Here is a 24,861-nt window from a genome sequence, read left to right as displayed (position 1 = left end):
AGGATCGATTTACAGCACGTCACCTCAACGAGGTTTCGGCGTCCCGGTCGGCTTGCTCGGAGGGATACTCGTCGCGGAATTCGCGGCGTGTAGACAGGAAATCGGCCGCGGAGTCAAGGTACGGACGTGATATGGCCAGGTCAGGCCCTTCCCTTCTCCCCTTGTGAGGGCTTTGCACGGGGAGCGAAGTGGATTTCGGTGGTCAGTGAGGGCCTTTTTGAAGGCCGGCAGAGCGGTTTTCCGCGGCCCTTGCGAGGCCTTTGTCGGTTTAGGCAGCCATCCTGCCGGATTGTGGACGCACTCCTCCCTCATGTCCGCCTCTCATCGGGTGGATAGAGGACGCCAATCATGGTGCGCAGATTGTAAGCGCAGGCGGCCAGTATGCACTGCGTGCGGTTGGTGGTGAGGTTGAAGAAGCGCAGGCGTCGCATGCCGTAACGCTCCTTGAACACGGCGAAAGGCCGCTCCACTGCCGCCCGCACCTTGGCGATCAGCCGGTTGCGCAGCTTGTGGCGCGGCGGCAACTCGGGGTGATGCTTGTTGGGCCGCCGCATCAGCCGGTCCTTAATGTTGGCGGCGGCGAGCCGGGCATGGCGGGCGTGGGTGTAATAGGCTTGATCGCCATAGGCCGCCTTCTCGTCGCCGCAGATCAACTGGTCGGCCGGCTCGGTGTCGGTGACCGAGGCGTCGCTCGCCTCGACACGCCGGATCAAGGTGTGCTCCTGGTCGACGCCGATGTGCATCTTGTAGCCGAAGGTGCTCTTCTTGCCCTTCTTGCCCCAACGCGCATCCTTGTCGGCCGACGGCTTGACCGGACCTTGGTGGCCCTTTTTCGGCTGCTTGGGCGGACGGCCACGAGCCTGCAGGAACGTGGCATCGACCAAGGTGCCGCGCTTGACGATCAGGCCCTTCTCCTCCAGCTGACGGTTGATCTCCTCAAAGACCTTGTCGATCAGTCGCTCACGCGTCAGCTCCTCGCGGAAGCGCCACAGTGTCGAATGGTCGGGCGTGCGGTCCGAAAGGCTGAAACCGGCAAAGCGGCGGAACGACAATCGGTCCCGGATCTGCGCCTCAAGCGCCGGATCGCTCAGCCCATGCCACATGCCCAGCAAAAGACAGCGCACCAGCGGTTCCGCCGGATAGCTGGTGTTGCCCGAGCCAGGACCGCTGCGCTGACCCAGCAATGTTCGGATCGGCGCCCAGTCCAGTTCCTTCGATACTAGGTCGAAAATCGTCTCATCCGACGCCGCCAGACCGTCCGCCAGACTCAACTGACCCAAAACACGATCCGCCATCCCGAATCTCCCTGCTCCAACCTTCACCACAGAATCACCGTTCGGCTTCTGTGCAAAGGTCTCCTTGTGGGAGAAGGTGGCCGAGCGAAAGCTCGGTCGGATGAGGGGTGTTCCAGCTTGGCATGGAAGGCGCTCCGTCCAGCACCCCTCTTCCGTCTTGGCGCTGCGCGCCAATCCACCTTCTCCCACAAGGGGAGAAGGAAAAAAGGGGCGGTCATGGCAGCGTTTCGCCGTCGAGGATCCGGGCATAGAGATCGAGATAGCCCTTTGCGGTGCGGGAGATTGGAAATCGGTCGACGGCAGAGTCCCGGCAGCGCTGCGGGGAAAGGCCGGCGATCGCGTCGAGGGCCGCAGCAAATTCCTCATCGCTGTCGAAGAACCGTCCGGTGTCGTCGTCGACGATCTCGGGCATGGCGCCGCGCCGCGTCGTCAGCACCGGCGTTCCGCACAGCATGGCCTCGACCGGCGCCATTCCGAACGGCTCTTCCCAGGCGATCGGGTTGAGAAAGGCCTTTGCCGCGCCCAGCAGGCGAAGCTTTTCCTCACCATCAACGACGCCATGGAAGCGAAAGCGGCTGCCCAGGCTCTTGAAGAAGACGCCATCGCGCCGGACCTGGCTGCGCGTCAAAAGCTTCCAGCGCGAGCCGCCGGCGATATCGAGGGGGAAATCGAATTTTTTCGCGAGATCGACCGCGCGATTCAGATTCTTGCTGGCGCGCGCGATGCCGGCGAGAAACAGAAGGTGGTCGTTCTTCGAACCGGCCAGGCGGTAGGTGTCAGTCGGAAAGCCGTTGTAGACGAAGGTCTTCCTGCCGTGGTTGCGCGCGTGGCTGGCGCTGACGAAACTCCAGTTTGCCTGCGGCCTGGGCTTTTCCGGGGAAAAGCCATGCGCGGTGTTGAGGGTCGGGAAGGGAACGTCGAGAAACCAGCTGTGAAAGTGGACGATATCGGCGTCCGCGGGGATGGCGGCCCGGCATTGCGCTTCCGAAGATGCATGCCGCACCTCGCAAAGCGGGTGGCTTGAGCCGGGATCGACAATCAGCACGACGCGATGGCCAAGCCGGGCAAATTCCCCAGCCAACCAGTCGACCTGGCGCTGGGTGCCGCCATAGCCCCTGGAGGGGATGGTTCCGGTCACCGCCAGTGCGATGCGCATCAGCTTGGCCCGCCAGGTTTTTGCTTGACCATGATCTTACCCAAAAAACCGGTTTCCACTTTTTGGGATCATGGTCTGTCCAGCTCGACCTTCAGCGGCGAGCGCGGATGCAGCAGCAGCAGGATCGTCAACAGGCTGCAGACGATGCCGATCGCCGCGATGAGGACGGCATCAAGCGTCGTCCAGCCGGCGCCTTCGAGCGGCTTGGCGTTGAACAGGGCGAAGGAATTATAGCTTTGCTGGTGCGAAATAAGCAGGAAGCCGGTCAGATTGTTGCCGAGATGAGCGCCGAAGGCCGCGCCGAGATTGCCGGTGACATAGACCACAAGCGTCAGGAGCAGCGCAAAAGCGGCGATCGAGGCCAGAACGCAGGCGTTGATGGCGGCGCTCGAGCTTGGGCTCCAATGCATCGAGGTGAACAGAAGTCCTGGCAGCAATGCCCAGATAAAGGGGTTTTTAAACCGGTTGGCCAGGCCCCTGAGGAGATAGCCGCGGAACAGCACTTCCTCGGACGAGGTCTGCAGCAGGGTCAGCGCAGCGATCGGGATCAGGAACAGCAGCCAGGACGACAGGCCGATCGCACCGCGCGCAATCTCGGGCTGCAAGAGATAGAGCAGGATTTCGGAGAGCAGCGATGTGATCAGCACCGCGGCCAATCCCTTGAGGAATCCCGAGCGCGACACGCGGCGGCTGGTGCCGATCAGCGCCATCAGCGGCTCGCGATGGACCCAGCGCATGGCAACCCACAGGCCGAGCCAGATTCCGGCAAAAGAGGCGAGCGCAGCGAGGATTCCGGTGGGCGAAGCCATGAAATTCTGCACCGCCCCTCCTTCTATCAGGGCCGATGATGCCTGCCAGATAACAAAAAGATAGGTGCCGCCGAACAGCACGGCGACGGTTGTCGCGACCCAGAACAGGATGACGATCGCCGTTCCAAGCAGCAGGCGCGGCAGGGTCGTCTTGGCGTTGGGAGTATGCCGGTAACGCTCGAAAGCGGTTGGATCGATCGTCACGCGGGTTCCTTGCCTGATGCATCGGGTCGCATGATCTAGAGCATCGGACCCAAAAGTGGAACCGTTTTTGGGAAAATCCGGTGCTCAAAAAGCTGGAGCGGCGGCACGCCGCTCCAGCGCGAAGCTCTGGATGAAACGATATCGAACCGAAGCGGCCGCCGTTGCTCTTGCCCCAGCGGCCGGCCTGGTTGCTTGGTTATGTCAGCGCTCGACGTACATGATGCGTCGGGTGCCCGGATCGACCAGTGCCGGCTGGCCGTTCACATAGACATAGCGGTAGTCATAGTCCGGAATCTCGCGCAGCTCGACGGTATCGGGCAAGGTCGCGCCCGTAACCACCTCGCCCTCGAGATAGACCGGGTCGAGCCGGTTCGTGTCGATATAGGTGCGGACTCCGGCCGGCGGCCGCCTGATCGGCTCGATCGGCTCGCCAGCGACGATCGCTCCGGTATAGGTATCGTCATAGTCCATGTCGGCGGGCGCTTCGACGATGGCGATGCCTGCGTCGGCCGGGCGCCGGGTCAGGACAACGTCGTTGCCGCCGAAATCGGCCGTCACGTAGTCGGAATAGATCCAGCCCTGGCCATTGGCCTCCGCAATGGTGCACCATTTGCTGTTTTGGATGCAGCCCTCGAGCGTTGCCGACTGACCGGCAGCGAGCGTGCCGATGACCGGGTATTGCGGGCCGGGGCCGGCGCGCACGTTGAGATCGGCGACAGCCGAGACGGCGGTATCGGCCAAGGCTGCGCCCGACATGGCGACAAGCGCTCCAGCGACGGCAGGAAGCAGTATGCGTTTCATGATTTCGCTCCGTTTTCGTAATCCCTCGCGAACGAAAACGAAACAACACCTCATGCGTTCCGGCTAAAATGCCTCGGCCGGCTCACGTTTTGTTCCAGTTTCTTTCGCCACACCGGTCAGGAGTTCATGGACGAAAGCCAGTTTTTGCGCGGTCACCTCGGAGATGACGAACGGATAGAGGTCCGGCAGGCCCATGCAGCGGTTGATCGAGTTGGACGCTTCCGACAGCACCAGCCAGCGGGCCAGGATCTTTTCGAACGGTTCGGGAACGGCGGCAGGTTCCGACGGCGCCGGTTGCAGCTCGCCGCCGGTGTCGCCCCGCGACAGGTCGTTGGCCTCCACGGTTTCCAGCCGGCCGAGCGGGAAATTCAGCGCATGCACCATCTCCAGCGTGTCGGTGATGTGCAGATGGTGCGCCCATGTCTCGGCCCAGTCCTCCCAGGGATGGGACGTGGCATAGGCCGAAATGTGGCCCTGCTGCCAGTCGGGCACAGCACCATTGGCATGGTAGGCCTTCAGCGCCTGCTCGTAATCGACGCGGTCGTCGCCGAACAATGCGCGGAAGGCGGTGAGCCGTTGCGGGTCGTCGCGGATCAGGCGGTCCCAGTAGTAGTGGCCAAGCTCATGGCGGAAATGGCCGAGCAAAGTGCGGTAGTTCTCGCCCATCTCGACGCGCCGTCTTTCGCGCTCGGCCGAGTCCGCCTCGGCGACATTGAGCGTGATCAGGCCGTTGCCATGGCCGGTCAGGATACGTCCGCCACCCGGACCGCCGCCGATCGGATCGGCGAGGAAGTCGAAGGCGAGGCCGACCTCGTCGTCGGCGTTCCGCTTGGGTGCGACCGGCAGTCCGGCAGCGAGCAGCGAATAGATTGCCCGCTTCTTTGCCGCTTCGACGCGGATCCAGCGACGGCGGTTGCCATCGACCGAAAGGTCCGGGATCAACTGGTTCAGCATGCAGGCGCGACAGAAGGCATGACCCGGTTCCGCCATCCAGTTGCAAGCGCACTCGTCGGCATTGGTGCACTGGAAAACGCCGCCGGCGCCGGACAAGACGAAGCGCGCATGCCTGGGATCGTACAGCACGGAGCTGGCGCAGTTCAGGCACTGGGCGTTCTCGAAGTAGAGGCGGTGCCCGCAATGCGGACAATCGAACAGCTTCATCCCAATCTCAATCATCAGGTCTTAAATCGTCAGGCCCGGATATAGTGCGGAGCGGCATTTCGCCCAAACGCCCGTCAGCGGCCGGCGTTCCTGCCGATGCTATTTTGCCGCAAGCTGGGCGGCGACCATTCTCGCCACCGCCTCGCCCGATAGCCTGGCGCCGCCGCAGGTCTGCATCAGCGGGCCGGCCAGATGCTCGCCGGCGAAGAAGATTTTTTCGGCCACCGGCTGCATCAGCGTGGCGCGCGCCCGCGAACGGCCGGGCCGGGCCGCCGCATAGGCGCCGCGCACGAACCGCTCGCCGCCCCAATTGGTCATCATGGCGCGCCCGACATGTTTTCTGACGTCGCCGCCGAAGATGGCGCACAGCCGGTCGACGACGAAGTCGACGCCTGCCGCCTCGCCCGCCGCCGACATCTCCCAGGCGAAATCGCCGCCGACGAAGCCGACCATCAGGTCGAGGTCGAAGGGAAAGCAAAGGAAGTAGATGTCGTGCCGGGCCAGCCGCTCGATCAGCAGGTCATCGAACGGCTCAAGCCCGAGCCTTGTGCCCCTGATCTCCACAGGCAGCTTGGTCAGCATGCCCATCGGCAGGTCGAAGAAGGCAGCGAAATGCGTGTCGGGCAGCGCCGGCGCGAATTCGATCTCCTCGAAGGCGAGCACCGCCGGCGAGGCGGTGACGATGGCCGCCTTGGCGCGAATGGTGCCGCGATCGGTGACGCAGGCGACGCCAGGCACGTCCCAGAGGATTTTCCGCACCGGCGTCGACAGCTCGACCGGCACGTCGGCACCGAAACGGGCGACCAATGCGCCGAACCCCTCCTTGGTGAAATAGTTCGGCTCGAGATCGGCGGCGGCCTGAAAGTCGCGGATCGATATCTCGTCCTCGTCGGCGCCGAAATCCATTGGCCCGGCGAAGGTGGCGGCGGCGCGCGGCGCATGGCCCCTGGCGAGCAACGCCGAAAGACGGTCGTCGTCGCCATCCTTGACCTCATGCGCCGCCAGCAGCTCGAACAGCCTGATATCGGCCGCCTTCATTGCGGCCTCTTCGTCCTCGCTGGCCTTTCGGTCGCGATAATAGAGATGATCGATATTCATGTCGTGATGGTGGAGCGTCCAGCGAGCGGCTTGTGCCTCGGGAAAGTAGGGATTGCGGTCGGCCGCGTGCAGCCAGGCGCAGCCGATGTCGAAAGGAACGCCAAAATGCTGATCGCTGGTCCAGGCGCGGCCGCCGATCCGGTTCATCGCTTCGAACAGCTTGAAGGAAAGGCCGGCTGCACGCAGGGTCTTGGCGGCGGAAAGTCCGGCCGAGCCAGCGCCGATGACCACGACGTCAACGTCTTCCATGAATATTCAAGCCCCCGCCACAATAATTACTTGATCGTAAGCAAGTTCTCCGGCATTCGCCAGCGCTGCGGCGGGGATACGTAAACGACTTCTTAGCGCATCGGCCCGAAAATCGGTTCCGATTCTCGGAAGCACGATGCGCAGATTAGAGTGTCAGAGCGTACTGCGTCCAAGTGGACGAACGCCGCTGCAACAGTGACAAGCGAGCGTTTCGCTGGCAAATTCGTATTTGGGACGTGATCCAGGCAACCAGGAGAGCAACATGGCATTTCTTGCCAAGGGAAAGATTTACGCAGCGGCAGCATTGATGATGCTTGCGGCGGCAACAGGTGCGCAGGCCGCCCAATGCGGCAAGACGAGTGCGGGCTTCGAAGCGTGGAAGGCAGATTTCGCCGCGGAGGCTAGGGCCAACGGTGTAGGCTCGAAGGGTCTAGCCGCTCTGGCTCGCGCGACCTACGCAACAAAGACGATCGCCGTCGACCGCGCCCTTCATAAGGCTTTCAGCGGCTCGGTGGAAAGTTTCATGAAGCGCCGTGGCGGATCTGCGATCATTGCCAAGGGCCGTGCGCTGAAGAAGTCGAACGCGGCGCTGTTCGACAAGATCGAACGGACCTACGGCGTACCGCCGGGTGTGTTGCTCGCCATCTGGGGTATGGAAACTGGCTTCGGCGCCTCCATGGGCAAACAGAATACGGTCTCTGCCATTTTAACGCTTACCTATGATTGCCGCCGTCCGGAGTTCTTTTACCCGCATGGCGTTGCAGCCCTGAAGCTGGTTGATCGCGGAGCGTTGAGCGCCTCGTCGGTCGGTGCCGCTCATGGCGAGATTGGCCACACGCAGTTCCTCCCCGGAAACGTTTTGAAGTATGGAGTCGGCAACAAAAATCTGCGCGACAAGAGCACTGCGTTGGCTTCCACTGCCAACTTCCTCAAGGGTCATGGTTGGCAGGCCGGCGCGGGTTATCAGGCGAATATGGGCGCAATTGCTGGCTGGAATTCCGCGAGCGTCTATCAACAGGCCATCGCCCGCATGGCCACGGCGATCGATGGCGATTGATAGAAATCTCTATTCGACGGAAAGCCCGGCCATGGCCGGGCTTTTTTGTTGATGTTCTAAGGTTACGACTGCCGCCGCTCGGCGGCACCCGGGATGACGGCGCGAAGCAGAGGAGCTAATTCGGCGAGCCGAGCGCCTTGTCCATCGCTTCCATGACCTCGGCCGGCCACGTGGTCCGCGCCGGCCATGCGTCCGGCTCGGGCTTGTCGCCGCGGCGGGCGAAATAGAGCTTTTGGTTGGCCGGATCGACCGCCATGAAGCCGTCATTGCCGCCGCAATCGTGCGGCACGCAGCCGCTGGCATAAAAGGCGCCGCCCGAGGCGGTCTTCTCGGTGCCGCCGCCGACCAGCAGGCTGGTCGCCATGTCGGGCATGTCCTTGCCGAGCAGCTTTTCAGCCGCCTTGTAGACGGCCTCATTGCGGAAGGCGTCGATGATGTTGTCGTATTTCGCCGGATCGATATCCTTCCAGCCGGTGCCCGGTTCCGGCATGTAGGTGAGATTGCCCGAGGTCGACAATCCGCCCGTAGGCGACCATTGCAGCGTCGGTTTCGAAGCTCCCGGCAAGAGATAAGGCACGAAATAGATGGCGCTGTCGGACACCGCGGCCGGCGGCGCGCCGCATTCGTCCTGCTCGACCGTGATGCTCTGGATCATGCCGCCTTCCGGCTTCCACACGATCACCTTGGCCGGGCCGCATTGATTGCCGCCGTCGCCGACATCGACCAGCGCCACCTTGACGCCGCCGACCTCGACTATTCTGTCGAAGAAGACGTCGTAATTGCTGGCCAGCTGCTTGCCGTCATAGGCCAGCACCTTCTCGCCATACTCTTCCTGCTGGGTGATGGTCAGCTGGCCGCCCTCGAACGGGACCGGTGCTTGGCTGTCATCTTCGGCTAGGGCCGCATTGCTCGACGCGCCCTGGTCGGCGGCCCCGCCTGACGCATCGTCAGCCGGCACGAGCACCATGTCGGTCTGTGCATGCGCGCCAGCCACCGACGTTAGAATCCACGCCAGCGCGCACGCGCCGGCAAGAAGCGAACGTGTCATGACTGTCCCTCCCTTCAGCCGCCACGAACCCGGCCTGTCGCAGCCGGGGTCATCGCACCGTTCAGGCCCAGGGGCGCAGCTCGGCGTTCTTCTTCTCGAACGAGGCGATGGCGCCGGCCTTTTCCATGGTCAGGCCAATGTCGTCGAGCCCGTTGAGCAGGCAGTGCCGCTTGAAGTCGTCGAGGTCGAACTTGACCACGCCGCCGTCCGGTCCGCGGATTTCCTTGGCTTCCAAGTCGACCGACACCGTAGCGTTGGAGCCGCGCGAAGCGTCGTCCATCAGCTTCTCCAGATCCTCCGGGCTGACGGTGATCGGCAGGATGCCGTTCTTGAAGCAGTTGTTGTAGAAAATGTCGGCGAACGAGGTCGAGATGACGCAGCGTATGCCGAAATCGAGCAGCGCCCACGGCGCATGCTCGCGCGAGGAGCCGCAGCCGAAATTGTCGCCGGCGACCAGGATCTGCGCCTTGCGATAGGCCGGCTTGTTGAGCACGAAGTCCGGGTTTTCCGAACCGTCGTCCTTGTAGCGCATTTCGGCGAACAGTCCGCTGCCGAGCCCGGTGCGCTTGATCGTCTTGAGATAATCCTTGGGGATGATCATGTCGGTGTCGACATTGACGATCGGCATCGGCGCGGCGACGCCGGTGAGCTTGGTGAATTTTTCCATGGTCTTTGCCCGTCTTCTTTTCGCTGCGGGGGATGTGTTGGCGCCCGGTTTACACAAAGAGGCGGGCAAATAAAAGGCGGCTGTCTTCGCTCGTGGTCCGGAACACAAGATCGGCACCAAACAGCTTCAAAACCGCCGCCCTATGGTGCACTTTCACCGGCATGACAACGCGATCCAAAATCCTCTACGCCAGCGAACCAGCCCTCGACGCTGCCGAGTTCCGCCGCGTGCTGGTGGAATCCGGCCTCGGCGCCACCCGGCCCATCGATGACGAAGCCCGTTTGAAGACGATGCTTGCCAGCGCGGATATGGTGTTGACGGCGCGCCTCGATGCGCCTGGCAAGCCGCTGATTGGCCTCGCCCGCGGCATCACCGACTTTTCCTGGGTGTGCTACATTTCCGAGCTCGCCGTTTGCAAATCGGCGCAAGGGCTCGGCATCGGCAAGGGCCTGCTCGACGAAGTGCGGCGGCAGCTCGGGCCGTCCGTCGCCATCTCGCTGATTTCCGTGCCCGACGCCGTCGGCTTCTACGAGCGGATCGGCATGACGCGGATGGCCGACGCCTTCTGGTTCGGCCGCGAGGGTTGACGGCCTGGCCTGCGGTGCGGAACCTTTTGATGCCAGAGGGGGGTGGGCGGGAACTCGACAGAACGGTTTATTCTGCACGGCCGTTCCGTCAAATCACGTTCAATTCCCTGAACGCCCGCCCTTCGGCGACACGGCTGTACCCAAACGCCGTGCAATCCACCGTGCGGTAGCCGCCATGCACGATCAGCTCGGCCAGCGCCTTGCCGACGGCCGGCGCCTGCTGCAGGCCGTGACCCGAAAACCCGTTGGCGAACAGGAAATTCTTCACCTCAGGATGCGGGCCGATCACCGCGTTCTGGTCGAGCGTGTTGTAATCGTAATGGCCGGCCCAGGCGCGTGTCGGCTTGATCGCCTCGAAGGCGGGAATGCGGGTCGCCAGCACCGGCCAGATCACCTCTTCGAACAGCGGCCAGTCGGGCTCGAAATCGCCGGGGTCGGCGGGGCCGTCGCCCTCTTCCGGCTCGGCACCGCCGGTGATGTAGACCGAGCCTTCCGGCCTGACATAGATGCCTGAGGGATCGACCAGCAGCGGCATGTCGGCGTATTTTTCGCGCGCCTCGAAGACGAAGACATTGCGCTTGCGCGGCTCCACCGGCAGCGCCAGCCCGGCCATATCAGCCACCTTGCCGGCATTCGGCCCGGCGGCGTTGATGACTATGCCGGCCTCGAGCCGCTCGCCATTGCCGAGGCTGACGCTGGTGACACGATCGCCCTGGCGCTCGATGCCGGTCACATCAGCGGTGATGAAATCGATGTTTTTGCCCCGCAGCGCCTTGCGGAACAGCATCAGCATGGCATGCGCGTCGAACCAGCCTTCGCCGCTGCGGCCATAGGCGCCGGCGGTGATGCCCTCGGCCGACAGCCATGGGAAGCGACGCACCAACGCATCCGCATCCTCAAGCACGATGTCGGCGCCCTCGGCCATCTGCGCCTCGTGGTTGGCCCGCAGAATCGGCAGCCCGTTCTCGCCGGCAAGGATGAGATAGCCGCCCTCGCGAAAGCCGATATCGGCGTCGGCGCCGAACTCTTCCGTCAGCCGCCGAAACAGTTTTAGCGTGAACTGAGACAGGCGGATGTTCTCGGGAATCGAAAACTGCTGGCGAATGGAAGCGCAGGACAGCGTCGTTGCCGCATGGGCGAATTGCGGGTCGCGCTCGACCAGCGCAATCGAGCCCGAAAATCCTTCCCCGCGCAGATAATAGGCAATCGAGGAGCCGACGATGGCTCCGCCGATGATCACGACGTCGTAGCGCACTTTTTCGCTTCTCCAGTTCTAGAGCATGATCCCGAAAGCCGGTTTTCGGAATCAGGCTCCAATTCATACAACCGGCAGGATGATCTCGAAGCGCGTGCCGCGCTCGGAGTCAACCAGCCGGATCGTGCCATCATGCGCTTTCAGGAGGGCCAGCACGATGCCGAGGCCCATGCCGGTGCCGCCTGAATCGCGGCGTGTGGTGAAGAATGGCTCGAAGATGCGGGCCCGGTTGCTGGGCGAGATGCCGGCGCCGTCGTCGCTCACCAGGATCGTTGCCTTGCCGTCGACGCTCGCCGCCGTGATCGAAACCAGCGTTGCGCCATGCCGCGCCGAATTGTCGATGAGATTGGCCAGCACGATTGCCGCGTTCTCGGCCGAGATGCGCAGGCCGATATAACCGCCCGCCTCGATACGAACCGCCAGCCTGTCTTCGGCCGGCAGCAGCGCCAGTGCGCCGCCGAGCGACGTGCTTTCGCCGCTGGGGGCAAGATTTTCGGCGCGCGCCAGGTCGAGCAGACGACGCACCAGCAAATTGAGCCGCCCGGCGTCGGTGACGATGTTATTCGAGAACCGCCGCCGCTCGGCCTCATCCATCGCGCTGCCCGAATCGCGCAGCAGTTCGGCCGCCCCCTGGATCGCCGTCAGCGGCGATTTGAGCTCGTGCGAGACATGCGTGGCGAAGGTCTGGATGCTGTCCGAGCGCGCATGCAGCTTTTCGGCCATGTCGAGAAAGGCGGCGGACAGCGCTGCCATCTCGCTCGTGCCGTGGTGTTCGAGCGGCCTGATCGCTTCGCGGTCGCCGGCGGCGATGCGCTTCGTGCGTTCCATCAGCGCGTAGATCGGCCGGCTGACGGTGCGCAGGAAGACGAGCGCGATGAGCAGCGTGCCGCCGAGGATGGCGATCGCCGCCAGCACCACCTTGCCGCGCTCGCCATAGAGGTGCTTGACGATGTTGTTCGGCGTTCGCGACAGGTAGACCACGCCGGCGACCTTGCCGGCGACCGCGACCGGCAGGGCGACGAAAACGCGGACTCTCGTGCCGCGGCTCACCGAGTAGAGCGATGGTGGCGGCTCGTCGGAGATCCTCTGCCTGAGCGCGCTGGCGTAGCGGCCGGCAAGTGCTGCGCGAACCTCCTCGACGGCGCTGAGCGACAGGCCGACCTCTTCGCGTCCGGCGATGACGACGCCTTTTGCGTCGAGCAGCCGGAAGCCGGCAAGCGTGGTTTTCTGCGTCTCAACAAGAATGCCCGACAACCGCGCGCCGATCGCCGCGAAGGCGGGATCGACGGCAGCGGCGGTGGCCGCGGGTCGGGTCGGCAGAACGGAGTCGGAGGCAAGATCGAGGTGCGGCTCGATCGGCCGGTAGGGAGAGTTCGGATCGCTGGCACTGGCGGCAGGCACGGCCGCGCCGAGCTTCTCGGTCGGGATGCCGGCGTCACGCACCTCTCGCGCATAGATGGCGGCAAGGGCGGCACCTTGCGCGATCAGCTCGGCCTCGGTCTGACGGATCAGCTGGTTCTCGTAGAGCCGGAAGAAGAACAGGCCGACCAGCGGCAGCGCCATCACCATGACCAGGATGGCAACAACGATTGTGGCGAGGCGCGGCCGCCACTTGCTGCCAATCCATTTTTGGGCGCTCACGCGCCGCACCGGCCCAGCCGGAAGCCGACGCCATGCACGGTCTCGATCGCGTCCGTGCAGCCGGCCGCCGCCAGCTTGGCGCGGATGTTGCGGATATGGCTGTCGACGGTGCGATCGGCGACATGGATGTTGGCTGCATAGGCATTGGCCATCACCATGTCGCGGCCGAGCACATGCGCCGGTCGCGCCAGAAACCCTTTCAGGATCGCGAATTCGATTCCCGTCAGCACCAGCGGCCTGCCATCGAAGCTGGCGGCGTGGCTGGCCGGCACCAAAGCCAGCCTGCCATGCGAGAACTGCCTGTCGTCGGTCTGTTCCGCCTTTGTCGGACGGGCGCGTCGCAGGATGACATTGACGCGGGCGACCAGCTCGCGCGGGCTGAACGGCTTGGTGACATAGTCGTCGCCACCCATTTCGAGGCCGAGGATGCGGTCGATCTCTTCATCGCGCGCTGACAGGAACAGCACCGGCACGTCCGATGTGTGCCGCAGCCGCCGGCAGACCTCCAGCCCGTCCATCTCCGGCATGCCGATATCGAGCACGACAAGATCGGGGGCGCGGCGCTCGATTGCCAGCAGGGCGGCAGCGCCGTCGGACACGGCAACCGTCTTCATCCCGGCCTTTTCGAGCGCAAAGCAGATGATCTCGCGGATGTGCGGATCATCGTCGGCGACCAGGATGTGATGCGGCATGAATCAGCGGCCCGGCACGAAGGGTTCGGAGCCCTGAGGAACCACGAACGGGATACGTGTGTCGAGAGTGCGAAGCAGCCGCCAGTCGCGAAAGCTCCAGGCGCGCCAGTTTTCTTGGCGCGCGCGATAGTGGGCCTCGTCCTGCCCAAGCAAACGGGCGAGCTCGCGGTACGAGGAAACGCTGGCCGCATTCGTCTTGCCCTGATGCTCAAGGAAGCGATCGAGCGCCGGCCAGGCGTCAGGACCGAGCGAACGCAGATACCAGAAATCGAGCTCGGTGCCCTGGCCGGTCATTTCGAAGGAGTGCTCGACATTGTAGTTGGCGATCAGCGCCGCGAAGTTGATGAAGCAGCAGGCATAGAGCGTCATCGAAAGCGTCAGAAGATTGGCGGAAAGCAGCCATTCATTGGATTTTTCGAGTGCGATGCGGGCGATGATCAGGGCAAGGCCCGCCGCCACCAGCCCCATCCAGACGAAGGCGGCGATGCGCCAGTAGGTCAGCGCATAGATGCCGATATAGAGGTCGAGCCGCAGGATCGACGAGACGACCAGCATGATGTTCTGCGCCACCCAGATATAGACCAGCCGGCGGATGAGCGGATCGCCGGAGGTCGTGCTGCCTGGCCGCAGCGCTGCCAGGACGAAGCCAGCGGCGAGCAGCGCCGTGACGATCAAGGGATAGGCGCCGCGATGCGCATAGGCGGCGTAGGTCAGCCCGTCGGGCAGGGCGATGCCGCCCCACAGATAGGTGACGTCGAGCGCGGTCTGCATCGCAAACAGGATGTTGAAGACGACCAGCGCGCGAAGAATGGCGGCCTTGCCGAAGATGATGTCCTCGATTGCCGTGGCGGGTTTTGTCGTCGTCACCTGGCCGACAGGCATAGACGATACCACACGCGGAATGGAGCGAAGAGAGCGCGGCAGGCGCGGGCGCAGAAAGGCCCAGACGCCGGCAAGCACGAACAGCCAGAAGGCTAGCCGCGGCAGCTGGATGAGCTTGAGCCACGCGAGCAGATCGATCAGCGACAGCCAGTATTCGATGACCGGATTAGCGGCGCCGAACAGCGTGAGAAACACCGCTCCCAACGTCAGCGGCATGACCCAAACGGCGATCGCCGCGAAGCGGATGCGCCGCCGGCCAAGCCGCCGCGCCGCCTTGCGCCAGCGGAAGAAATCGTGGACGAGCCGGAATGGTGCCGCGAGCAGGAAGAGCGCGACCAGGCCGGCAATGCGGGCAAGCCCGCGCCGCAGCCGGCCGACCAGCGAAAGCGTGAAGACGGCCATCGCCGCCAGCCCGATCGCGACGGACAGCGCGCTGACATTTTCAATGAGCGGCAGCAGCGCCACAAGCAAGGCGGCAAGTCCGAGCCACAGGCCGCGGGCGCTGAGCGCCGAAGGCTGGATGGCCGCGGCTGCGGTGGCAAGCGTAATGCCAAACAGGAAAAGCGTTATGCCGACGGGCTGGCCGTAGAAGAAGAAATCGGCCAGCGCGGCAAGCAGGACCGCAACGCCGAAGCGCGCGCAATAGCTCGGCGCGGCCGTAAGCAACGATGTCATGATCGGACTTTCTCAGCGGCTTTGATCCGGCCGGCATATCTGGGCAGAGATTTGGGGATGAAGGGGAAGAGGGTCGCCGAACGAGGCGTCCGGGGTGGATCGACGAGCCACCAATCTTCGCTACGGAGCCGGTAAGGCAGCGACCAACGGGGTTTTTCTCTCTCTTGCATGCCGCCCTTGTCGCCGATCGACATGCGGGCAGCGAGGCGGATCCGAGGAGATTTTCGGGAGTTTTGTGCAGTTTTTATGCAGGTGAAGACGGCTTGCCTCGACCGGCCGCAGGCGGCATAGATCGGGCATGACTGAAACCTACCGCCCGCGCCGCTCGGTGCTTTACGTCCCGGCTTCGAACGACAAGGCGCTGGCCAAGCTTCCGTCGCTGGCCTGCGATGCCGTCATCATCGACCTCGAAGATGCCGTCGCCCCCGCCGACAAGGTTTCCGCGCGCGAAAAACTGGCCGGCATCTTCGCCGATCGCCCAGTTGCCAACGACTATGGCCGGCGCTGCGAGATGATCGTGCGCATCAACGCGCTTTCCAGCGAATGGGGCGCCGACGATTTGCTGGCTGCGGCACGCTGCGAGCCCGACGCCATCCTGCTGCCCAAGGTCGACACACCGCGCGATGTCCTCGAACCCGGCGACGTCCTCGACGACAATTTCGCACCGGACGCGGTGAAACTATGGGCGATGATCGAAACGCCCAAGGCACTGCTCAACATCGGACCGATTGCCGAGCTTGGCCGCGATCCGGCCTCGCGGCTGGTCTGTTTCGTTGCCGGAACGAACGATCTGGTCAAGGAAACCGGCATTCTCGCCACGCCCGACCGGCGCTATCTCACACCGTGGCTGATGCAGATGGTGCTCGCCGCGCGCGCCGGTGGCCTTGACCTGCTCGATGGTGTCTTCAATGATTTTCGCGACCTGGACGCTTTTGCGCGCGAATGCGGGGAGGCAGCCGCCATGGGGTTTGACGGCAAGTCGCTGATCCACCCGGCTCAGATCGAGGCGGCGAACCGGGCCTTTGCGCCATCTGCCGAGGCGGTGGCCGAGGCGCGCTCGGTGAAAGAGGCCTTCGCGCTTGCCGAAAATGCCGGCAGCCAAGTGATTGCGCTGAATGGAAAGATGGTCGAGCGGCTGCATCTGACACAGGCCGAAAAACTGCTGGCGAAGGCGGCCGCCATCGGGGCATGATTGGCAACTCACGACAGGAATGAAAAATGAAACTCTACCGCTTTCTGTCCGCTCCGGACGATTCCAGCTTCTGCCACAAGGTAACCGCGGCGCTGAACAAGGGCTGGCACCTGTTCGGCTCACCGACCTATTCCTACGACCAGGAGGCCAAGGCCATGCGCTGCGGCCAGGCCGTGGTGAAGGATATCGAGGGCCAGGAATACGGGCCCGACACCAAGCTCAGCGACTGGTAGGGCGCTGACATCGCTCGTCCTTCGTCATCCTGGTAAAACAAGCTATCCTGCTGTCCGAGTGAGCAGTTCTTGGCGGAAGCCGGAACGGCAGCCAACGGCGGCGCGCACGACCCGATCAGCGCCAAAAATGCAAGTCTGGCGCACTTTCCAATGCTAGTCGTCGCATCGCTGTCGGCCGCGAAAGGCGAAGCAAGCTCTATGACGGGCCGGCGTAGCTGTCCATTGTTTCCCTCGCGGTGCTATTAGTCGTGTTGCCGAGGGCGACCAATCACCGAAAGGCGTCTCCGACAGAAGCTGATCCCATGTCAGCTTGCTAAGTGAACAGTTTTAAAACTGTCCCGGGTTTCCCTGACGGCGGAAGGCCCGGCATCAAATGCTACGATTCCGAAACCGAATCGAAATCATTTCGCGGCTATGAACGCCGATGGGCGCGCATTTGAGGGGTGGATCGCCATGAGGTTGAGGTTCGAATTGCGGTCGGCATTGGCCCGGATCGTCAGCGCCATGGTGACATCCTGCTATGGTCGTTTTGTCCATTCCCGCGCCGCGAACCTTTCCATCGTCATGGCGCTGAGCCTTCTGCCGTTGGTCGGGGCGATCGGGTTTGCGATCGACTATACCAACGTCCTCCGCGAAAAGAATGAGTTGCAGGCCCTTCTCGACGCCGCCCTGCTGGGGGGCGCGGCGCAGGGCGCTACCTCCGCCGAGGCCACGGCGACTTCCCTGTTCAGCGGGTTCATCGCCGGCAACCCGGATTTCGCGGCCGACCCGGACCTGAAGGCCAACATGTCCATCAAGCTGGACAACAGTACGCTCTCGGGCAGCGCGACCTACAGCTACCCGCGCTTGTTCCCGTTTGTCTTGGGCGACCCGACCGTCAACGTTCGCGTCACGTCCGCCGTCAAGATGGCCACGTCGGCCGTCCCTTGCATCATCGTCCTTGCGAATAACCCGCAGGCGCTGCTGCTCAATAGTGGCGCCAACGTGGATGCCGAGTCCTGCGTGATCGACGTTCATTCTACCAGGGACCCGGCCTTCATCATGAATGCCGGCGTCACCATGAACATCAGCAAGCTCTGCGTGAAGGGCACGAAATACATCAAGAACGGCGGTACGCTGTCCAAGCTGGAGACGGCATGCGCCGTCACGGCGGATCCCTATGCCGGCGCCATTCCTGAGCCCGCCGTTCCCTCGGCCTGCACCACATCCGGCGCGCGTGACGGACAGACGCAGACCTTGAACCCGGGACTGCACTGCTGGGTGAACTTCAATGGCAGCCCTACCATCACGTTCAATCCGGGCCTTCATATCATCAAGGGACCGATGATCATCAATTCCGGCGCCAAGGTCATCGCCGAAGGCGTCACCTTCTACTTCCCGGATACCGACAGCATGATCCAGGCCAACGGCGCCCTCACAATCACGGCCTCGGCCCCGAGCAGCGGTGCCTACAAGGATATCCTGATGTTAGAAAAGACGAGCGATCCCGCCAACAACGCCAACAAGCGCCAGTATGTGTTCAACGGCTCGAACGGCGAGTCTCTGATTGGGATCATCTATCTGCCCAACCGGGACGTCACCTACAACTCGACCACGAACATCACCTCCAGCAAGATCTCGATGGTCGTGAACACCATGATCATCAACTCCGCCAACTGGAAACTCAGCGGCATCGCCGGCCAGTCGGCGAAGATCTATCTCTCACAGTGATGCGCGCCGGCGCAAATGACGCCGAACCGGAGCAGGATAGCGGCGACGAAGCGTAGGGCCGTTACTCCGCTGCCTCTTCGATCCGCTCCATATCATCGTCTGACAGGCCGAAATGGTGGCCGATCTCGTGGATCAGCACATGGGTGACGATATCGCCCAGCGTCTCTTCGTTCTCGGCCCAGTAGTCGAGGATGGCGCGGCGGTAGAGCGTGACGCGGTTCGGCCCCTCGCCGGTCTGCGGATTCCAGCGCTCGGCGACTCCGCGCCCCTCGAACAGGCCGAGCAGGTCGAACGGCGTTTCCAGCGACAGATCGTCCATGATCTCGTCGGTCGGGAATTCGGCGATCTGGATGACGATCTCGCCGGTCAGCTTGCGAAATTCCTCCGGCAGATGGGCGTAAGCCTCCAGCGCCAGGAACTCCATTTCCTCCATCGATGGCGAAAGCTGGTCGTGCCAGACACGGGTCTTGTAGATGCGGGCCATGCTTTGTCCTTCTGATCCCGGCATATAGGCTTTCGAGCCGAAATCGGCAAATGGCCGGGTTGCCGTCCACACGCGGACAGGAATAAATTCCCCATGACTCCGCTTGACTCTTCGGATGCCCTCTGGAATCTATAAGAACATAACAGGAACAATTGTGAGTGGAAGCTGACCGTCATGGCGACAAGCGCCGTGGCGCGGGAGACTGTTTTTGCCCTGCGCCGCCAGATCGCGAAGATCGAGGGAACGCTGCCCGAGCGCCTGGAGGCGCCGGCTGGCGCAACCCCCGTCGATGCGGATGTCACCCCCCAGAATCCAACAGCGGATGTCATACCCCAGGGTCTAACAATCGTCCGCCGCGGCCTCGCCGTGGCGCCGCCCGATGCGTTTCTGCGCACCGGCGCCGAGGGTCTCGATACCGCGCTCAGCGGTGGCCTGCCGAAGGCGGCGCTGAGCGAGATCCATGGCGCCGCGACCCGTGATGCCGGGGCCGTCGCCGGCTTCGCCCTGTCGCTCGTCAGCCTGATCCTCAAACAGGGGCCGCGACTGCCGGTCCTGTGGATCGGCACCGCGGAAATCTTCCGGGAAGCCGGCTTTCCCTATGCCAGAGGGCTTCACGCCGTTTTCGGCATCGAGCCGGAGCAATTGCTGTTTTCCGAGGCGCCAAGGCTCCTCGATGCGCTGTGGATCGCCGAGGAGGCCGCCCGGATGACGGCGCTCGCCGCCGTCATCCTCGAAATCCGCGGCAGCCCGCAGCGGCTGGATCTTACCGCGACGCGGCGGCTGCACGCCCGGGCGCAGAATGCCGGCCGGCCGGTCTTCCTGCTGCGCCAGGCCGGCGAGGCAGAGCCTACGGCGGCACCCGTTCGCCTCATCCTGTCGGCGGCGCCGTCGGCATCCCGCGAAACGATCGCCGGGCCACTTGCCGGCTCGATCGGCCGTCCCGCCTTCACCGTCAGCATCGGCAAGAGCCGCACGGCCTTGCCAGGACAATTCACACTGGAGTGGAACCCCGATGAACACAGTTTCGAAGAAAGAAGGGGCGAGGAAAGAAGGGCAGCGAATTCTGTCCCTGTGGTTCCCGCATCTCGCCGCGGAAAGGGTCCTGCGGCAGCGTCTGGGGCGGTCCTGGCGTTCCCGGCCGTCGGATCACCTGCCGCTGGTGATCAGCCATCGCCAAGCGAACGCGCAGCGCATCGCCGCCCTCGACGAGCGGGCTGAGGCGCTTCATCTGAAGCGCGGCATGGGCATAGCCGACGCGCGCGCCATGCATCCGTCGGTCGACGTCGTGGAAGCCGATCCCGAGGCCGACCGCCGCCTGCTCGAAAGCCTTGCCGACTGGTGCGACCGCTACACCCCGCTGGTGGCGCTCGACGCAGCCGATGGCCTGTTCCTCGACGTCACCGGCTGCACCCATCTTTTCGGCGGCGAACGCTCGATGCTGGACGACATCCTGTCGCGCTTTTTCCATCAAGGCTTCGATGTCCGCGCCGGCCTTGCCGCCACACCAGGTGCTGCCTGGGCGGCAGCGCGGTTTGCCAGTGACCGCATCGTCCCCGGTGGCGAGGAGGAAGCGCTTCTCGCACCCTTGCCACTGGCGGCGCTGCGCATCGAGCCTGATATCCGCGCCAGCCTGGAAAGCGTCGGTCTGCGCACGGCGGGCGCCGTCATGGCAGCCCCCCGCGCGCCGCTCGCCCGCCGCTTCGGCGTATCCCTGCTTTTGCGTCTCGACCAGGCGCTCGGCCGCCTCGACGAGGCGGTGTCGCCGCGCCTGCCGGTCGCGCCGCTTTCGGTCGAACGCCACCTCTCGGAGCCCATCATGCTGACCGACGAAATAGAGCGGCTGGTGAAAATGCTAGCGACGACTCTGAAGGTGGATCTCGAGCGCCGCGGTGAGGGCGCAAGAAGGCTGGCGCTGCTGCTCTTCCGCGTCGACGGCGCCGTCAGCCGCATCGCCGTCGGCACGTCGCGGCCGTTGCGCGAGCCGCTGCTGATCCAAAAATTGTTTCATGAAAGGCTTGCCGCGCTCGAGCAGGACATCGATGCCGGCTATGGCTTCGATCTCGTGCGCCTCTCGGTCCTGTCGGCCGCGGCCTTCGACATGCAGCAGGCGGATCTCGCCGGCGAGACGCGCGATGACGGCGCCGATATCGCCCTTTTCGCCGACCGCATCCGCGCCCGGCTCGGCGACAGCGCGGTTTTGAAGCCGGTTGCCGTCGAGAGTCATCTGCCCGAGCGCGCCGTCGCCACGCTTCCCTTCGCGGAAGCGCCGCAAAGGGTCTCTCCGCCGAAGAAGCCGGGCAAGATACAAGACACGCCATCCAGGCCTGTCTTTCGGCCGGAACGGCCGATCCGGCTGTTCCGTTCGCCCGAGCCGATCGAGGTGCCGGCCACCGAAATGCCTGAGGGACCGCCGATGAATTTCCGCTGGCGGCGGGCTCTCTACCGGGTCGCACGCGCCGAAGGGCCCGAACGCATCGCCCCGGAATGGTGGCGGGAGGCGGCGGGGCAGGAAGACGCGCCGACCCGGGATTATTTCCGCATCGAGGATAGCGACGGCCGCCGTTACTGGCTCTACCGCCAGGGCCTCTACGGCGCCTCTCAAGTCCCGCCGCGCTGGTTCATGCATGGGGTCTTCGCATGAACGCGCTGGCGGCCGTTCCCTATGCCGAATTCGGCATCCAATCGAATTTCTCGTTCCTGCGCGGCGCCTCGAAACCGGAGGAGCTGGTGGTCGCGGCGAAGTTTTTGGGATTCTCGTCGCTCGGGCTTGCCGACCGCAACACGGTGGCCGGTGTCGTGCGCGCCTGGCAGCAGGCCAAGGTGGAAGGACTATCCTATCATCCCGGCTGCCGTCTGGTTTTTTGCGACGGCACGCCTGATGTTCTCGCCTATCCGCAGAACCGCAAGGGCTGGGGCCATCTGTGCCGCATGCTGACGCAAGCCAATATGCGCGACGAAAGCGAAAAGGGCGCACCGCTTCTCTATCGCGACGACCTTTTCGAATGGGGCGATCTCATGTCGCTGGCGATCCTGCCGGACCTGTCGGCGCCGGCGGAGGATGATCTCAGGCTGATTAGCCGGCTCAAGGATCGCTTCGGCAAGAACCTGCGGCTTGCCGTTTCGCCGGACTATCACGGCAACGACCGCTTCCGCATCGAGCAGGCAGTTGCCATGGCTGAGGCATCGGGCATTCCGCTGATGGCGACCAACGACGTTCTTTACCATACGTCCGAACGGCGCCGGTTGCAGGACGTGCTGACGGCGATCCGCCTCAACGTGCCTATTGCCGAAGCGGGGCTGGAACTGGCGGCCAATGCCGAGCGCCATTTGAAGCCGCCAATGGAGATGGCGCGGCTTTTCCGCAGGCATCCGCAGGCACTGGCGGAAACGCTGCGCTTTGCCGGCGAATTGAGCTTCTCTCTCAGTGACCTCCAATACAATTATCCCGACGAACCGACGGAATCCGGCCTCGGGCCACAGGCCGAGCTGGAAAGGCTGGCTCGAGAGGGAGCCGCGATACGCTATCCCTCAGGCGTTCCCGCCTATGTGACAAAGCGCATCCGGGAAGAGCTCGCTTTGATCGAGCGCCTGAATTACGCGCGCTACTTCCTGACTGTCTACGACATCGTCAAATTCGCCCGCAGCCAAGGCATACTCTGCCAGGGACGCGGCTCCGCGGCCAACTCGGTGGTCTGCTATTGCATCGGCATCACCGAAGTGGGGCCTGAGCGGATCGACTCGCTTTTCGAGCGCTTCATTTCCGAGGAAAGAAACGAGCCACCCGACATCGATGTCGATTTCGAGCATGAAAAGCGCGAAGAGGTCATCCAGTACATCTATTCCAAATACAGCGCCAAGCGCACCGCGCTTGCCGCGGCCGTCGTCAGCTACCGGGGCCGGTCGGCGATGCGCGAAGTGGCCAAGGCGATGGGCCTGTCGGATGATGTCCGGAGCGCTTTGTCCAGCTCGATCTGGGGTTGGTCGACCTCGGAGCTCGGCGAAAAGGAGACCAGGGCCGGCGGGCTCGATCAGACCAATCCATCGACAAGGCATGTGATCGAATGCGCCAACGAGATCATGGGCTTTCCCCGTCATCTGTCGCAGCATGTCGGCGGCTTCGTCATCACCAGGGACCGGCTCGACGAGATCGTGCCCATCATCAAGACGGCGATGGACGAGCGCAAGATGGTTGAGTGGGACAAGGACGATCTCGACGCGGTGAAGATCCTCAAAGTCGACGTGCTGGCGCTCGGCATGCTGACCTGCCTGCAGCGCGCCTTCACCCTACTCCAGGATTATTATCCTGATGAGCGGGACGAGTATGGCCAACCCTATGTGTTGGCCACCCTCCCTGCCGAGGACAAACATGTCTACGACATGATCTGCCGTGCCGACACGATCGGCGTCTTCCAGATCGAATCCCGCGCCCAGATGTCGATGCTGCCGCGCCTCAAGCCGAAAACATTCTATGACCTCGTCATCGAAGTGGCGATCGTGCGGCCAGGCCCTATCCAGGGCGACATGGTCCACCCCTACCTACGCCGCCGGCAGGGCAAGGAAAAACCCGAATATCCCAAGCCGGAACTGGAAGAGATACTCGGCAGGACGCTGGGCGTGCCGCTGTTTCAGGAACAGGCGATGAAGATTGCCATCGTCGCCGGCGGCTTCAGACCGGGCGAGGCCGATGAACTGCGCCGCGCCATGGCCACTTTCAAGCGCACCGGCACGATCGGCAATTATCGCAAGCGGATGGTCGATGGCATGGTTTTGCGGGGTTACGAAAAGGACTTCGCCGAGCGTTGCTTCAAGCAGATCGAGGGGTTTGGCGAGTATGGCTTTCCTGAAAGCCATGCCGCCTCCTTCGCCCTGCTGGTCTATGCCTCCTGCTGGTTCAAGACCTTCTATCCCGACGTGTTCTGTGCCGCGATCCTGAATTCCCAGCCGATGGGGTTTTATCAGCCGGCTCAGCTTGTCCGTGATGCGCGCGACCATGGCGTCGAAATCCGCGAGGTCGACGTCAATTTTTCCGGTTGGGATTGCGCGCTGGAGGAAGAGCCTTTCGATCCGGCCCGCATCCTTGAACGCCATACCCAGATGCGCGGTGTTATCCGGACCAATCATGCCGTCCGGCTGGGTTTCCGCCAGGTCAAGGGCCTATCGAAGGAGCGCATGGAGGTGTTTGTCGCCAGACGTGGTGACGGTTACGCAACCGTTCGCGATGTCTGGCTGCGCTCGGGCCTCTATGTCGATGAGATCGAGAAGCTGGCGCAAGCCGACGCGTTCCGTTCGCTCGGCCTCGACCGCCGCGACGCCCTGTGGGCCGTCCGCGCGCTCGACGGCAAGAGTGCCGCCGAGACCTTGCCGCTGTTCGACCGGCCGGCGATCCGTTTGCGCGACCTCGAGCCCGAAACCCGGCTCCCGACAATGCCGCTCGGCGAGCATGTCGTCCACGACTACCGTTCGCTCGGCCTGTCGCTGAAGGCGCATCCGCTTGCCTTTCTGCGCCAGCGGCTGGATCGCTCCGGCGTCACGCCCAATGCGCGCCTCCCCTCCGTGCCGGATGGCAGGCGGGTCTCCGTCGCCGGCCTGGTGCTCGTGCGGCAGCGCCCAGGCACTGGCAAAGCGATTTTCCTGACACTGGAAGATGAGCATGCCGTCGCCAACGTCATTTTTTGGGAAAGAACCTTCAATCGCTACCGACCCATTGTCATGGGGGCGCGGTTCGTTCGTGTCACCGGCAAACTGCAGTCGGAATCGAACGTCATCCATATCGTCGCCGAGAAGATCGAGGATTTGACGCCCTGGCTGTCCGTGCTTTTGGAGGAGAAGCCCGATGTACCTGTCGTGCAAAGCGACCGGCAGGATATCGCAACGCTATCGGGGAAGGCAGAAAGGGTCATGCCCAAGGGGCGCAATTTTCAATAGAGGATACCGGTGCGGCGGTGCACAATCTTGCGAAATGTCG

General features: G+C 63.5%; 21 protein-coding genes. 8 read left to right on the top strand and 13 right to left on the bottom strand.

What is annotated here, in order from left to right; translation table 11 throughout:
- Positions 1 to 308: 308 nt before the first annotated feature.
- The 6 genes from EJ075_RS10490 to EJ075_RS10465 form a co-directional block, all read right to left on the bottom strand.
- Positions 309 to 1,295: an IS5 family transposase gene (locus EJ075_RS10490; protein WP_164547077.1), complete on the bottom strand. Its 987-nt coding sequence runs from the start codon at positions 1,293 to 1,295 to the stop codon at positions 309 to 311.
- Positions 1,296 to 1,509: 214 nt separating this feature from the next.
- Complete coding sequence (locus EJ075_RS10485) at positions 1,510 to 2,451, bottom strand: glycosyltransferase (protein ID WP_126104314.1); 942 nt, start codon at positions 2,449 to 2,451, stop codon at positions 1,510 to 1,512.
- Between the two features lie 68 nt (positions 2,452 to 2,519).
- A complete protein-coding gene (locus tag EJ075_RS10480; RefSeq protein ID WP_126104313.1) occupies positions 2,520 to 3,464 on the bottom strand; it encodes a CPBP family intramembrane glutamic endopeptidase in 945 nt (314 codons plus the stop codon).
- A gap of 201 nt (positions 3,465 to 3,665) precedes the next feature.
- Positions 3,666 to 4,265 (bottom strand): DUF1236 domain-containing protein, encoded by a 600-nt coding sequence (locus EJ075_RS10475; RefSeq protein ID WP_126104312.1) that lies wholly within the window; start codon positions 4,263 to 4,265, stop codon positions 3,666 to 3,668.
- A gap of 63 nt (positions 4,266 to 4,328) precedes the next feature.
- Positions 4,329 to 5,426, bottom strand: a complete 1,098-nt coding sequence (locus EJ075_RS10470) for a putative zinc-binding metallopeptidase (protein WP_126104311.1) — start codon at positions 5,424 to 5,426, stop codon at positions 4,329 to 4,331.
- A 99-nt stretch (positions 5,427 to 5,525) separates the two neighbouring features.
- Entirely contained in the window at positions 5,526 to 6,773 is a 1,248-nt protein-coding gene (locus EJ075_RS10465; protein ID WP_126104310.1) for an NAD(P)/FAD-dependent oxidoreductase, read from the bottom strand.
- Positions 6,774 to 7,035: 262 nt separating this feature from the next.
- On the opposite strand from EJ075_RS10465, the gene EJ075_RS10460 reads away from it, so the two are divergent.
- Complete coding sequence (locus tag EJ075_RS10460) at positions 7,036 to 7,830, top strand: lytic transglycosylase domain-containing protein (RefSeq protein WP_095484836.1); 795 nt, start codon at positions 7,036 to 7,038, stop codon at positions 7,828 to 7,830.
- Positions 7,831 to 7,945: 115 nt separating this feature from the next.
- Here EJ075_RS10460 and EJ075_RS10455 read toward each other — a convergent pair whose 3' ends face one another.
- On the bottom strand, positions 7,946 to 8,878 hold the full coding sequence (locus tag EJ075_RS10455; protein ID WP_126104309.1) for a hypothetical protein: 933 nt from the start codon (positions 8,876 to 8,878) through the stop codon (positions 7,946 to 7,948).
- A 61-nt stretch (positions 8,879 to 8,939) separates the two neighbouring features.
- On the bottom strand, positions 8,940 to 9,545 hold the full coding sequence (gene leuD / locus EJ075_RS10450) for a 3-isopropylmalate dehydratase small subunit (RefSeq protein ID WP_126104308.1): 606 nt from the start codon (positions 9,543 to 9,545) through the stop codon (positions 8,940 to 8,942).
- Between the two features lie 161 nt (positions 9,546 to 9,706).
- Between leuD and EJ075_RS10445 the strand changes: the two genes are divergently transcribed.
- Positions 9,707 to 10,132 carry a GNAT family N-acetyltransferase gene (locus EJ075_RS10445; protein ID WP_126104307.1) on the top strand — a complete coding sequence of 142 codons (426 nt, stop codon included), beginning with the start codon at positions 9,707 to 9,709 and terminating at the stop codon, positions 10,130 to 10,132.
- A gap of 88 nt (positions 10,133 to 10,220) precedes the next feature.
- Here the strand turns inward: EJ075_RS10445 and EJ075_RS10440 are convergent, their stop codons facing one another.
- The 4 genes from EJ075_RS10440 to EJ075_RS10425 all read right to left on the bottom strand — a co-directional run bounded on the left by EJ075_RS10440 (position 10,221) and on the right by EJ075_RS10425 (position 15,277).
- Positions 10,221 to 11,387 carry an FAD-binding oxidoreductase gene (locus tag EJ075_RS10440; protein ID WP_126104306.1) on the bottom strand — a complete coding sequence of 389 codons (1,167 nt, stop codon included), beginning with the start codon at positions 11,385 to 11,387 and terminating at the stop codon, positions 10,221 to 10,223.
- Positions 11,388 to 11,450: 63 nt separating this feature from the next.
- Complete coding sequence (locus EJ075_RS10435) at positions 11,451 to 13,037, bottom strand: ATP-binding protein (protein ID WP_126104305.1); 1,587 nt, start codon at positions 13,035 to 13,037, stop codon at positions 11,451 to 11,453.
- A complete protein-coding gene (locus EJ075_RS10430) occupies positions 13,025 to 13,720 on the bottom strand; it encodes a response regulator transcription factor (protein WP_095484830.1) in 696 nt (231 codons plus the stop codon). The genes EJ075_RS10435 and EJ075_RS10430 overlap by 13 nt, the downstream gene beginning before the upstream one ends.
- A gap of 3 nt (positions 13,721 to 13,723) precedes the next feature.
- Positions 13,724 to 15,277, bottom strand: coding sequence for a DUF4173 domain-containing protein (locus EJ075_RS10425; protein WP_126104304.1), 1,554 nt, complete (start codon positions 15,275 to 15,277; stop codon positions 13,724 to 13,726).
- A 298-nt stretch (positions 15,278 to 15,575) separates the two neighbouring features.
- Here EJ075_RS10425 and EJ075_RS10415 point away from each other — a divergent pair, with 298 nt between their 5' ends.
- From EJ075_RS10415 to EJ075_RS10405, 3 genes are all read left to right on the top strand, one after another.
- Positions 15,576 to 16,469, top strand: coding sequence for a CoA ester lyase (locus EJ075_RS10415; RefSeq protein WP_126104302.1), 894 nt, complete (start codon positions 15,576 to 15,578; stop codon positions 16,467 to 16,469).
- A 26-nt stretch (positions 16,470 to 16,495) separates the two neighbouring features.
- The gene (locus EJ075_RS10410) at positions 16,496 to 16,702 is read left to right on the top strand and encodes a DUF1737 domain-containing protein (protein ID WP_095484827.1); all 207 of its coding nucleotides are present in this window, start codon (positions 16,496 to 16,498) and stop codon (positions 16,700 to 16,702) included.
- Between the two features lie 504 nt (positions 16,703 to 17,206).
- Positions 17,207 to 18,412 carry a pilus assembly protein TadG-related protein gene (locus tag EJ075_RS10405; RefSeq protein ID WP_126104301.1) on the top strand — a complete coding sequence of 402 codons (1,206 nt, stop codon included), beginning with the start codon at positions 17,207 to 17,209 and terminating at the stop codon, positions 18,410 to 18,412.
- A gap of 61 nt (positions 18,413 to 18,473) precedes the next feature.
- On the opposite strand, the gene EJ075_RS10400 is transcribed toward EJ075_RS10405, so the two are convergent.
- Positions 18,474 to 18,896: a metallopeptidase family protein gene (locus EJ075_RS10400; protein WP_126104300.1), complete on the bottom strand. Its 423-nt coding sequence runs from the start codon at positions 18,894 to 18,896 to the stop codon at positions 18,474 to 18,476.
- A 174-nt stretch (positions 18,897 to 19,070) separates the two neighbouring features.
- On the opposite strand from EJ075_RS10400, the gene EJ075_RS33510 reads away from it, so the two are divergent.
- Genes EJ075_RS33510 through EJ075_RS10385 form a run of 3 tightly spaced genes read left to right on the top strand, consistent with a single transcriptional unit; the run spans position 19,071 to position 24,821 of the window.
- Positions 19,071 to 20,114, top strand: a complete 1,044-nt coding sequence (locus EJ075_RS33510; protein WP_126104299.1) for a hypothetical protein — start codon at positions 19,071 to 19,073, stop codon at positions 20,112 to 20,114.
- The gene (locus EJ075_RS10390) at positions 20,056 to 21,537 is read left to right on the top strand and encodes a DUF6504 family protein (protein WP_126104298.1); all 1,482 of its coding nucleotides are present in this window, start codon (positions 20,056 to 20,058) and stop codon (positions 21,535 to 21,537) included. The genes EJ075_RS33510 and EJ075_RS10390 overlap by 59 nt, the downstream gene beginning before the upstream one ends.
- Positions 21,534 to 24,821, top strand: coding sequence for an error-prone DNA polymerase (locus EJ075_RS10385; RefSeq protein ID WP_126104297.1), 3,288 nt, complete (start codon positions 21,534 to 21,536; stop codon positions 24,819 to 24,821). Before EJ075_RS10390 ends, EJ075_RS10385 begins: the two co-directional genes overlap by 4 nt.
- Positions 24,822 to 24,861 lie beyond the last annotated feature (40 nt).

Source organism: Mesorhizobium sp. M6A.T.Cr.TU.016.01.1.1, from assembly GCF_003952585.1.
In the GTDB taxonomy this organism is placed as follows: Bacteria; Pseudomonadota; Alphaproteobacteria; order Rhizobiales; family Rhizobiaceae; genus Mesorhizobium; species Mesorhizobium mediterraneum.
Note: the sequence above shows the minus strand (reverse complement) of the source record. Positions and strands in the feature narration are given on the sequence as shown.